Source organism: Jejuia sp. G7-7 (genome assembly GCF_055808955.1).
Genome location: NZ_JBVVSZ010000002.1, coordinates 225,457 through 236,979, shown reverse-complemented (window position 1 = coordinate 236,979; position 11,523 = coordinate 225,457). Strand labels below are relative to the sequence as shown.

Genomic DNA, 11,523 nt, shown 5'->3' with positions numbered 1-11,523 from the left:
AAACCGGAATGTGTAATTTATTGGTGGTTATAAGTTTTACATTTCTATAGATTCCTGCACCGGTATACCAGCGGCTGTCGGCATATCTTGAATGGTCAACTTTTACAGTAAGTATATTCCTTTTCCATTTTGGTTAAGATAGGGTGAAATATTAAAATAAAAAGGTGAATATCCATATGGATGGAACCCTAGTTTTTTTCCGTTTATATAAACTTCAGAATTATTATAGATACCGTCGAAGAGTACGTAGGTAACTTCATCTTGGTTGTAGTTTTTATCGAAGGTTTTTTTGTAATACCCATAGCCTTTACTTTTTAAGTAACCTGTGGCATGGGCTTCATAAGCGAGTGTAGAATCAAATTCATTTTCAATAGCCCAATCATGAGGCAAGTTAATGGCTTTCCATTTTTTTATGGTATTCACCTGGATACTGTCATCAGATACGTGAAACTCCCAGTTTTGATTGAAATCAGTTAGTATACGATTACTCTTTGTTTCTTTTTTAGAATTGTTACAGCTAGAAACAATGAGGGCTACTAAAACTATAAAGAGATTTTTTTTCATTCTTTATCTATATATTCAGCTTTACGATTGGGTAGAGATAATTTATAAATAAGTTACTTGTCTTTCTCTTTTGCAAATTCCCTTCTCTCATCTCTGTTTTGGTTGAAACTAAACCTTACAAGGTAATCATCACCAGTATACCAAGGTTCACCAGGATAAAATTTTGTTTTATGGCATAGCCCCCATTTTAATGCCTCGGTTGGGTGTTTATCATTATCAAGAGTTGTAACAAGACCCATCGCTGATGGTGCATCCCAGATATAAGACTTAATTTCAAAATTAATACCATTCGGAGCATATTGAATCGTTCTTTTTTCTGGACCATCAGCAGAATGCACAAGAGCTATCCCTCCTTTATAAGGCCAAATACATATTTCATGACCTGATTGTGTAATTGGGTTGTAATCGGATTTAATATAAGGTCCTTCTGGATTATCTGCTATGGCTAAGCCCCATCTTATTTCTCTTCCTCCAGCTGTTTTACGTTCTCCCATACGTTCTCCTTTATAGTACAAATAGAATTTGTTTTTATAAAATAAAAGTGTAGGGTCATGAACTTTTTGGCTATCAAAACTACCTTGGCTTTTTACCCTAAAGCGATTGTCTTCTATTCCAAGCCATTCCCCATCTTTTGCGGCTTCTAATATTGGGTTTTCCAGTCTTTTCCATGGACCTCTTGGGCCATTGGCAACAGACATTCCAACAGTATTGAAACTGCGGTTTAAGTAAGGTGCTTGAATACATTGATATACCAAATAATATTTACCGTTATGAGCCAATACTTCTGGGGTGAATACGGATCTATCATCGTAGGTGCCTTTTGGGCCAAAGGTAACAGCCAAACCTTGCTCTGTCCATTCCATGCCATCTTTTGAAGTAGCGTACCATATTTCCGTTTTATCCCATGGAAACACTTTTTTTCTGGATCACCTGTTCCAAAACCGTAAGTTTTCCCAGTTGCTTTAGAGTAATATGTATAATAAATTCCATCAACTTTTATTACCATTGAAGGGTCCCGACGTGTTATTCCTTTTTCATATCCAACATTACCTTTTAAGTTTTGTGTAGCAAATTCACCATACCATTCAGCATTTTTATGATAGCCTCGGTCTAAGGCCCTTTTAGATGCTGCACTCATTTTATCTGGGTTGCCTATTGCTAAGAAATCATAATCTTCTTGCGAGTATTCTGCAGTTTCTGTCGTGTTGGTAATTGTAGCTTTATTACCATCGTTGCAAGAGGTAAGTAATAAGCTGATAATTATAAAAGGTGCTAATAGTTTCATTTTTTTTATATTTAATTAAACATTTTTAAGTATTAGTTGTGGTATTTTTAAATTATAGTGGTAAACTATATATTGTTCTACTTTAATTTTGTAATAAGTCTTGTAGGGGCAAAAGCATTAATTTTATGCTTGTTGGCAGAGTTATTGACAAAATTATGAATTCTATACTTGCTAAAACTTATCTATAATATCACAAAATTTAACTCATCTACCTTAATTTTAAAATTTATGCTTTAATTATTGGTATTATAGATAAAAAAAGAACAAGTTCATTTTAAAAGTGATTAAGACTTTAACTGAATTTCATGCCCCTAATTCAATTTTATAAAAAGAATTGATTAAACTACTGAGATTCCTTTTGTTCTGCCTTATGTTTTTTATATGAAGAAGGTGTTAAACCAATCTGTTTTTTAAAAGCTTCCCTGAAATATTGAGCGTCATTAAAGCCAACCTCGTACATAATTTCATTAACAGAGTACATATTTCGCTTTAGTAATTGGGCGGCTCTTTTTATTCTAATGTTTCTTATAAAAGCGTTGGTAGTAAAACCAACCAATGCTTTTAGCTTTTTATTAAGTTCCATACGTCCAAGGCCACATTCTCGAGCCAGCATTTCTACGGTAAATTCAGAGTTGGAAATATTGTCTTCAATACATTTCATAACACGATTAATAAATCGTTCATCAATACTTGTTAAGCCAACTTCTGATGGAGTGATGTCCATTTCTTGTTTAAACTTATTTATTATTTTATTTCTTGAATCCAGTAGAGCTTCAACCCGTGTTTCAAGTTCTTGTATACTAAAGGGTTTTATAATAAAAGCATCTGCACCTAAAGCATAGCCTTTGATCTTGTTTTCTGGCGCATTCTTTGCTGTAAGTAGAATGATTGGAATGTGATTAATTCTGTTGTCAGACTTAAGTTTTTCACAAAATTCATACCCATTCATTCCCTGCATCATTATATCACTGATTACCAGGTCGATAGTGTTGTCGAGGCAAATGTCTATTGCCTGCTGACCTTCTTCTGCTTTATAGATGTTAAATCGGTTTTTAAAGGTTTCTTCAAGAAAATAAAGAATATCGTTATTGTCCTCAACGAGTAAGATGCTTTGAAGTTTTCCTTTGAAAACTCTGCCATCCGTGTTTTCATTTAAGTCAAAGTTGGGTAACAGCCAACTTTGAGGGTTTATTGTGCCGTCAAAACTCTTGCCTCCTTCTGAGATTTCGTCAATTGCATAAGTGCTTTTGTCAGTAGGTAAAATAACTTTAAAGGTTGTGCCTTTGTTTTCGGCCGATTTAAAAGTGATGTTACCATGGTGGATTTCAATTAGGTTTTTTACAAAGGATAAACCTATGCCCGAACCGAGTTTACGTGTTTTATCTACACTAGCAAATCGTTCAAATATGTGTTTTTGAATGTTCTCAGGAATACCTCTTCCATTATCCTCTACCTCTATAAAGGTGTATTCTAAATCCTGGCGCAACCTTACTGTTATTTTACCTCCTTCGGGAGTAAATTTGAAAGCGTTTGACAGAAGGTTAAACAAAACCCTTTCTATAATTTCTGCATCAAACCATGTATGTATTTCTTCATCATAAATAATGCTGTAATCAATTTTTTTTCTGTTGGCTACTTCATGAAAATTTTCGCCCAATAACATTATAAATTCTGATAACTCGTTGAATGAAACTTTTAATTTGAATTTACCTTGTTCTAGTTTTCTAAAGTTTATTAATTGATTGATTAGTTTAAGTAAAATCTTAGAATTCTTGAAAATATTGTTGTAATACTTTTGTCGTTCTCCTTCTGATAAAGTTGCTGAAAATGACTGAAGACGTTCTATAAAACCAACGATTAATGTTAAGGGTGTACGAAATTCATGGGAAATGTTAGTGAAAAACCGAAGTTTTAATTGGCTTAATTCTTCCTGCTTTTCTTTCTCCATTGCCTCAATTACATAATTGTTTTTTTTAGTTGTTTTTATTATTGTAAATTTTCTAAATAATAACAGTCCTAGAAGAAATATGACAGCGTAACACGAAAATGCCCATTTAGAACTCCACCACGGTGATTTAACGGTTAACTTAATACTTAACTCGTTATCACTCCAATGGTCATAATTATTTGAGGCTTTTACTTTTAAGACATATTCTCCAGGGGGTATATTTGTGTATTTTGCTATACGATTAGAAGCAGAGGTGTTTACCCAATCTGTATCAAAACCTTCTAATTTATATTTATATTTGTTTTGTAGTGGAGCCGCGTAATGTAATGCAGAGAACCCTATGGAAAAACTTCGTTCATTATGCTTAAGATTAAGCTCATCGATATTATTTATATTTAGAGGTAGAACGACACGTCCGTTTATTGTATCACCTATTTTGATATTTTGGTTTAAAATGTGCAAGTCGTCAAAAACAAGTACAACATCAGAACTATCTGCCATTATTTGTTTTGGGTAAAAGGCATTAAATCCATTGATACCACCAAAAATCAATTCTCCAGAAGTGCGTTTACAAGCTGCCAGTTCTGTAAATTCCATATCTTGTAACCCATCATCAAGACTAAAATTTTGAAATTCAAGTTCTTCTGGTGAAAATCGGGTTAACCCCTTGTTGGTTGAGAACCATAAATCCTTGTTGTCGTCTTCAATAATGGCTTTGATGACATTGTTGGGTAATCCATCTCTTGTGTCGTATGAGAGAAAATGATCTTCTTCGGATCCTTCCGAACTTATTATTTTATTTAGGCCCCCTCCTAAGGTACCCACCCAAATATGTCCATTTGAGGTAACTAAAATTGGTAAAATATAATTATGACTGATAGAATAATCGTCTTTTGGGTTGTGATAATATTTTATGAAATTTGGGTTCTCTTGAAGTTGCTCTTGAGGCGTAATTTTGTTTAACCCATTTGCGAGTGCCTATCCATATATTGCCTTTGTTGTCTTGAGCTAAGCTCCTAATTATATTTGAAGAAATAGAATTAGTGTTGTTTAAGTGTTTGAAGTTGCTCTCCTTTTTTACTCTACCATTCGCATCTAGCTCATATCTAAAAAGGCCTTGATGATATGTACCCAACCATACAATATTGTTACTATCAACTAATGATGCATAAACCTGTTCTGTGGGTTGCATAAGGTTTTTGCCTGATTGAAATTTACCATTAAGTAGGTCTTTCTTATTACTATATGCAAAATAATTTGGGTAACCGATTGCCAATGAGCATTAGAGGGCGCTTAGCATCTACTACTTCGTTAATTGAAAAAACTTGCCTTTGTACCCCCTTATAAGTCGGCATTTCAATTTGCTTGAAACCAACTTCATAAGCCGTGGGGGTGTCTTTAGATAAAAAATTCAAGCTTTCGCCTCCATCTGTTCCAATCCAAAGATTACCTTCTGAGTCTTCATATATAGATCGAATTTTATTCCTATTGAGGCTGCCCTTGTTTTCGTTTCTGCCGTAATAGCGAAAGTTTCGTTTATTGGGTTTGTATATATTAACACCGCCTCCGTTCGTGCCAATCCAAACAATACCTGAACTATCTTTTGTGAGGCATAAGATATTATCATTACTTATGCTTTTTTCATTGCCCCATTGGTGTTTGAAATGTTTGGATTTTGTTATCGAATGGTCATGATAATCAAGAATTTTAATACCTTCATTGGTGCCACACCATAAAAGACTATCGTTATATGCTAGTATTTTATAAGCATGTACGCTGCCTACATGATTAAATTTTGGGTTTGGTTTATTTATGTTCTTTTTTTCTAAGTCATAGATGTTGTATCCTCCAATTATTAAGTTTTTGGTGGTCTCATGAATTGAGGTGACTTGATTTTTTATTGGTAGTTGGTAATTTTGAAATTGTCCATCACTATTAGTGCTGTTACCAATATAACGAGACAAACCATTGGGTGTTCCTATCCATAGATGACCGTCATTGTCAACATATAGGCATGAGATATGGTTGTCATTTAGCGCGCCGTAATGATTTAAATCTTTTTTATAAATTTGGTTTTTGGCTTTTTTTGAAGAGTAGTCAATAGTAAGTTGGTTCAATCCCTTAGGTGTGCCTATCCAAATATTTGATCTTTTATCAACAGTTATTGAAGTAATAAGATTATCGGAAAGAAAATTAGGGTTTTCATCTGAATTGCCGAAGTGAATAAATTCATCAGTACTTTTATCGTACATAGAAACACCTTTATCGTCAGTGCCTATCCATATATTTCCGATAGAATCTTCTGTAATACAGCTAATTAGGTTGCTTCTTAAAGATTTGGGGTTTCCAAATGTTTTGCGGTAAGTTTTGGTGGTATAGCCATCGTATCTATTTAATCCATCATAAGTACCAATCCAAATATAACCTGTTTTGTCTTGGTAAATTGCTCTCACATCACTTTGCGATAAACCATTGCGTGTGTTTAATTTGTCAAATTGATTTACAACATCCTGTGCTTTTACAGTATTTGTAAATAAGTGCAAAACTACACAGACTATGACAAGAATGGTTTTGTTTATATAATCCATTTGAGATAATTTATTAGATAAATGGTGTATTGGCTTTTGAAATTTTTAGACGTAATATTACGGTGTTGTCGTCATAAATTTAATAATAATTAGTCTTTTAGACTGTATTAATTGACATCTATCAATTTACCATTGTTTTTGTAGTGCAAATACCTTCTATTGATTTTTTAACCTTTCATTAACAACTTAATTTCTTTGTTAACTCGCTGTTAGTGTGAGGTAATTTTACAATGTTCAAACTAAAGTTATCAATTAAACTAAATTTTTATGAAACAAGTAATACCTATTTTCTTAAAAAATGCTAGAACTACATTTTTTAAGGTTTTCCTATTATTGATTGTTTTTGCATTCCAAAGTCATTTGAGTGCACAAACAACAATTAATGGAAAAGTAACTTCTGCAGATGACGGAATGCCACTTCCAGGAGTAACTATTGTTCAAGAAGGAACTAGCACAGGAGCAGTAACTGATTTTGATGGTAATTATACCATTAATGTATCTGGGCTAGATTCGAAACTTTCATTTTCTTATGTAGGATTTGAGAAGCAAACCATTGTAGTGGGTAACCGCTCAACAATTGATGTTGTATTGTCCGTAGATACCGAACAGCTAGATGAGGTTGTGGTTATCGGATATGGTGAGGTAAAACGGAAAGATGTAACGGGTTCCGTTGTCTCATTAAAAGCGGAAGATTTAAACCCTGTACAGGCTGTATCCTTTGAGCAAGGCCTTGTTGCTAAGGCTCCTGGGGTACAAATTACCACGTCACAAGGTGAGCCTGGTTCAGCATCTAAAATTCGAATACGAGGAGGCACCTCAATTAATGCTAGTAACGACCCTTTATATGTTATTGACGGGTTTCAGATATTAGGAGGAGGTAACTCTGCTAGTCTTGGTCTGGGAAACAGTTTTTCTAGCCCACTAAGTTCTATAGACCCTGCGGATATAGAATCTATTGATATATTAAAAGATGCATCAGCAACAGCCATTTACGGTGCAAGAGGAGCTAATGGTGTTATTATAATAACAACCAAGAAAGGTAAGGCTGGAAGGTCTGAATTAAATTTTGAAACCTTCTCGGGTGTATCTCATGTAGTTAGAAAAATTGATGTATTATCCGCTCAGGAATTTATTGACTGGAGGAATGAATTTTTTCCATACAATCCTGATGCTGAACCGAATGAATTTCCACTAGATTCTTTTAGAGATGAATTTGGAAATCCTTATGCTGCCAATGACGATAGAGTAATAGTTTCCGATTGGTTAGACGAAGTATTAAGGCCAGCAACAGTTAATAACTACAGGTTAAGTTTTAATGGAGGTAACGAAAAGACCAAATATAACGGTGCTGTAAGTTACCTAAATCAAAATGGTATAGTAGAAGGTTCTGATTTTGAAAGATTTTCTGCAAATGTGAGAGTAGATCAAAAAATAAAGGAAAAATTGAGTGCAGGTATATCAATAAATGCTGGTTTTACTAAACGAAACGGTGTTGTTTCAGCATCTAGCAATAATGGTAGTGGTCAAAACGGTTTATTAACCTCGGCTTTATTATTCTCTCCAGTACAAGGACCTTATAATGCAGAATTTATTGAAGGTGCAGAATTTGACGAAAGAGGACGAGTAATATCTTTGAGAAGTGGAGATATTGTTAGTCCCACAGTAAGACTATTTGGGGATTCTAATTTGCGCAAAGAATTCCAAACATTTGCACAATCGTATTTATCCTATAAAGTGGCCGATGGTTTAACTGCTAAAGCTACTCTAGGAGGTAGTTTATATTCTACTAGAGGCAAATCATACTACTCGGAGAAATTTGGTTGGGGAGCCAGTGCTGGTGGTAGAGCCTTTTATCAGCATTATCAAAGCACTAATATTATAGGAGATATTAATTTAACCTATAATAAAAGGTTTGGTGACCATAGTATAATAGCCACAGCTGTTCATGAACGTCAGTTTGCTGTTAATGAAGATTTAAGAGCAAGTTCTGATGGGTTCGATATTCCTGGTGTAAATATAGATGCGTTAGAATCCGCTTCGACTACCAATAGAACAAGAACTTCTAGAGGGGAACGTAGTGTGGTGTCTTATTTAGGGCGTTTAAATTACAAGTTCAAAGACAGATATTTACTTACAGTAAGCGGACGTTATGATGGGTCGTCTAATTTCATTGAAAAATGGGGTTTCTTCCCTTCTGCAGCCTTAGCTTGGAGGGTGAGTGAAGAGCCTTTTTTGAAAGATAATAAAACTATTAGTGATTTAAAATTGAGGGTAACATATGGAGAAACAGGAAATAATTCTTCACCCACTTATGGTGCCTTGGCTAGGGCGGTATTTGCTCCATATACGCTAGGCGGGAGTGATACTAGTGCAGGAGCAATATTAGATAACCTTCAATTTACCAACCTAACTTGGGAAGTAACACAACAGACAGACTTTGGGTTAAACATAGGGCTGTTTGATAATAGAATTAATATGGAGGCTACCTATTACAATAAAACCACAGATAATGTTATCCTACAAAAGCCAATCCCAGAAACATCAGGTTTTACCACCGCACTTGAAAATGCAGGAGCCATCAGTAATAAAGGTTTTGAGTTTTCTGTAAATACTGTAAATATTGATAAGCCTAATTTTAAATGGACTACCAATTTTAATATTAGTTTCAATAGAAATGAAATTAAAAGTTTAGCAGGGGTTGATGAATTGTTTTTCAACGGTTTTGGTAATAAAGCTACTTCTGATTTTATTTTGAGGGTTGGTGAACCACTCGGGTCATTCTTCGGTTATGAGAGAGATGGTGTGTATTCTTTTGATGATTTCGAAGAGTTTGATGGTCTTAGTAATCAGGATGCCGCTGCTTTAATGTATGCTAACGGTGGTGTGAACGGATGGTTTACTCAATTTTACACCCTTAAAGATGGCACTCGTGACGTCTGCTCCTTACAGCCAGTATAGGCCAGGTATGCCTAAATTTGTGGATCAAAATGGTGATGGTGTAATTGATGATTCTGACAGGGTTATTTTAGGAAATACACAGCCAGATCATTATGGTGGTTTAACCAATAACTTCAAGATACATAATTTTGATTTGGGAATTGTTATGAACTGGTCGTATGGTAACGAGGTATATAACAAGAATAGGCAAAAAGGTGGAGCGCAAACCATTCCTCAACTAAATAAATTGGGTTGGATTAGAGATAGATGGACACCAGATAACCCAGACAGCGATATTATGTCTATTCGTGGAGATGCTGACGGAGACTTTGGTTTCGCAGCAAACTCTACACAGGTTGAAGATGGAAGTTTTTTAAGGTTGGCTAATGTTACTCTGGGCTACAGTTTTTCTAAGGAAATTATGGACAAAATAGGATTTCGATCAATAAGATTGTATGCAGCAGGGGATAATCTTTTCCTACTTTCTAACTATACTGGATATGATCCCGATGTTAGTGTAGGTAACAACCAAATAACACCAGGGCAAGACGCAGATTCCTATCCAAGATCTAGACAATTTAGAATTGGTGTTCAGATAGGCTTTTAATATAAAAAATATAGATATGAAAATAAATAAATTTAAAAGTTATGCCATTGTAACATTGTTATCTCTAGTATCAGTGGCATGCGAAGATGAAAGTTTTTTGGCTGAAAAACCGACGACGTTTGCCAATCCAGGTTTGTTAGTTACAGATTTGCCAACGGCAGAGTTGTATTTAAACGGTGCTTACGATCTTACTAGAGATAATTTAAGCCATGGTTCCCAGAATTCCTTAGGAGGCACAGGTATGGCTAATCACTGGGGTATCTACGGTACAGATGAGATGGTGCCATATGTATGGGAAAAAGTATATGGGGAATTTCACCAACATATTATTTCTGCACAATCACCTGTTTTATACAGTCATTGGTCTAAGAGTTTTAAAGCTATTAACCAATGTAATAGTGTAATTGGTAAAGTAGGTGCTTTAAGCGATACGTCCATTGATTCTGATGAAAGAGCAAGGATTATTGGTGAAGCTAAGTTTTTAAGAGCGGCATTGTATTTTTGGGCGGTACAAGCTTGGGAAAATATTCCTTTGTTAACTCAGGAAACCGAAGGACTTGATAATATAAATGTAGAGCAAACAACACCAGATAAAATCTACGAGCAAATAGTGCAAGACTTAAAAGATGCGATTGATGTCTTAGAAGAAGAACAAGGCGGCGGACGTGCAACGAAAGGATCTTCTCAGGCGTTGTTGGCCAAGGTGTATTTACAAATGACGGGGTATCCTTTATTTGATAATTCTGGTTTTGCATTAGCTGAAACGCAATTAGATGCCGTTATTTCAAGTGGTATTTACAACCTTTTGGATGAATACAAATGGGTTTTCGATTTAAATCATGAACAGAGCGAAGAAATTGTTTTTGCTTGGGGAATGGATGGCCCTGGACTTCAATCAGGAGGAGGTCTTAGTACTTTTGCGGGGCCAAGAGGAGCCTTAGAAAACGGTGCTGGTTGGGGTTCTCATTTCGTAAATCCAACTTTAGAAGCGGCTTATGAAAGACAGGATGTACGTAGGTGGAATAATATTGCATACCACAATGCCAACGATTATACTCCAGAAGAAGCAGCAACTGATGACCCTGAAGTAGAACGTACTACAAACCCAGCACAATTTTTTGGATGGAAATGGCATGCAGAAAAACCAAATAATTATGCGAATGACACGCCGTTTGATAATCCATTTATAAGATATGCTGATGTATTATTATTGTATGCTGAAGCATTACACGGTCAAGGAAAATTAACCGCAGCAGTTTGGGATCAATCTGTTAATAGACTAAGAGATAGAGCAAATGCAACACCTGTTGATTTTGGTAGTTTGGCAGGGGCAGATGAAATTACAGATGCGCTTTTAAATGAACGAAGGCTTGAAGGCATGCTTGAGGGATGGAGAAAAGCAGATTTAATTCGTTTTGGAAAGATGGAAGAGGTTATATTGGGAATTGATGTACAAATAGGTGGAGCATTTCCTAATCCAGCACCTAATTGGGCATCTCACAAGTTACGGTGGCCAATACCTTTAAGTGCTTTAGATCGAAACCCTAAATTGAATCAGAATTCTGGGTATTAAACGAAATAATTTAAAATATTG

General features: G+C 35.2%; 8 protein-coding genes. 3 read left to right on the top strand and 5 right to left on the bottom strand.

Annotated elements, in window-relative coordinates; all coding sequences use genetic code 11:
* Nucleotides 1-102 precede the first annotated feature (102 nt).
* The 5 genes from AC0L5U_RS11195 to AC0L5U_RS11175 form a co-directional block, all read right to left on the bottom strand.
* Nucleotides 103-564, bottom strand: a complete 462-nt coding sequence (locus AC0L5U_RS11195; protein ID WP_473416498.1) for a sugar-binding domain-containing protein — start codon at nt 562-564, stop codon at nt 103-105.
* A gap of 53 nt (nt 565-617) precedes the next feature.
* Nucleotides 618-1,427 carry a glycoside hydrolase family protein gene (locus AC0L5U_RS11190; RefSeq protein WP_473416497.1) on the bottom strand — a complete coding sequence of 270 codons (810 nt, stop codon included), beginning with the start codon at nt 1,425-1,427 and terminating at the stop codon, nt 618-620.
* Nucleotides 1,428-2,192: 765 nt separating this feature from the next.
* Nucleotides 2,193-4,622: an ATP-binding protein gene (locus AC0L5U_RS11185; protein ID WP_473416496.1), complete on the bottom strand. Its 2,430-nt coding sequence runs from the start codon at nt 4,620-4,622 to the stop codon at nt 2,193-2,195.
* A 43-nt stretch (nt 4,623-4,665) separates the two neighbouring features.
* The gene (locus tag AC0L5U_RS11180) at nt 4,666-4,989 is read right to left on the bottom strand and encodes a two-component regulator propeller domain-containing protein (RefSeq protein ID WP_473416495.1); all 324 of its coding nucleotides are present in this window, start codon (nt 4,987-4,989) and stop codon (nt 4,666-4,668) included.
* A 49-nt stretch (nt 4,990-5,038) separates the two neighbouring features.
* Nucleotides 5,039-6,385: a ligand-binding sensor domain-containing protein gene (locus AC0L5U_RS11175; RefSeq protein ID WP_473416494.1), complete on the bottom strand. Its 1,347-nt coding sequence runs from the start codon at nt 6,383-6,385 to the stop codon at nt 5,039-5,041.
* A 267-nt stretch (nt 6,386-6,652) separates the two neighbouring features.
* Here AC0L5U_RS11175 and AC0L5U_RS11170 point away from each other — a divergent pair, with 267 nt between their 5' ends.
* The 3 genes from AC0L5U_RS11170 to AC0L5U_RS11160 are packed head-to-tail and all read left to right on the top strand — an operon-like array spanning nt 6,653 to nt 11,502.
* The gene (locus tag AC0L5U_RS11170; protein WP_473416493.1) at nt 6,653-9,343 is read left to right on the top strand and encodes a SusC/RagA family TonB-linked outer membrane protein; all 2,691 of its coding nucleotides are present in this window, start codon (nt 6,653-6,655) and stop codon (nt 9,341-9,343) included.
* Nucleotides 9,306-9,929, top strand: a complete 624-nt coding sequence (locus AC0L5U_RS11165; protein ID WP_473416492.1) for a hypothetical protein — start codon at nt 9,306-9,308, stop codon at nt 9,927-9,929. The genes AC0L5U_RS11170 and AC0L5U_RS11165 overlap by 38 nt, the downstream gene beginning before the upstream one ends.
* 16 nt (nt 9,930-9,945) lie before the next feature.
* Complete coding sequence (locus AC0L5U_RS11160; protein WP_473416491.1) at nt 9,946-11,502, top strand: RagB/SusD family nutrient uptake outer membrane protein; 1,557 nt, start codon at nt 9,946-9,948, stop codon at nt 11,500-11,502.
* Nucleotides 11,503-11,523: the final 21 nt, after the last annotated feature.

Excerpts from the sequence above, each read along its gene's own strand:
- AC0L5U_RS11175 (WP_473416494.1), bottom strand. The coding sequence starts at position 6,385 with ATGGATTATATAAACAAAACCATTCTTGTCATAGTCTGTGTAGTTTTG.
- AC0L5U_RS11160 (WP_473416491.1), top strand. The coding sequence starts at position 9,946 with ATGAAAATAAATAAATTTAAAAGTTATGCCATTGTAACATTGTTATCT.
- AC0L5U_RS11165 (WP_473416492.1), top strand. The coding sequence starts at position 9,306 with ATGGCACTCGTGACGTCTGCTCCTTACAGCCAGTATAGGCCAGGTATG.
- AC0L5U_RS11170 (WP_473416493.1), top strand. The coding sequence starts at position 6,653 with ATGAAACAAGTAATACCTATTTTCTTAAAAAATGCTAGAACTACATTT.
- AC0L5U_RS11190 (WP_473416497.1), bottom strand. The coding sequence starts at position 1,427 with ATGGAATGGACAGAGCAAGGTTTGGCTGTTACCTTTGGCCCAAAAGGC.
- AC0L5U_RS11180 (WP_473416495.1), bottom strand. The coding sequence starts at position 4,989 with ATGCAACCCACAGAACAGGTTTATGCATCATTAGTTGATAGTAACAAT.
- AC0L5U_RS11195 (WP_473416498.1), bottom strand. The coding sequence starts at position 564 with ATGAAAAAAAATCTCTTTATAGTTTTAGTAGCCCTCATTGTTTCTAGC.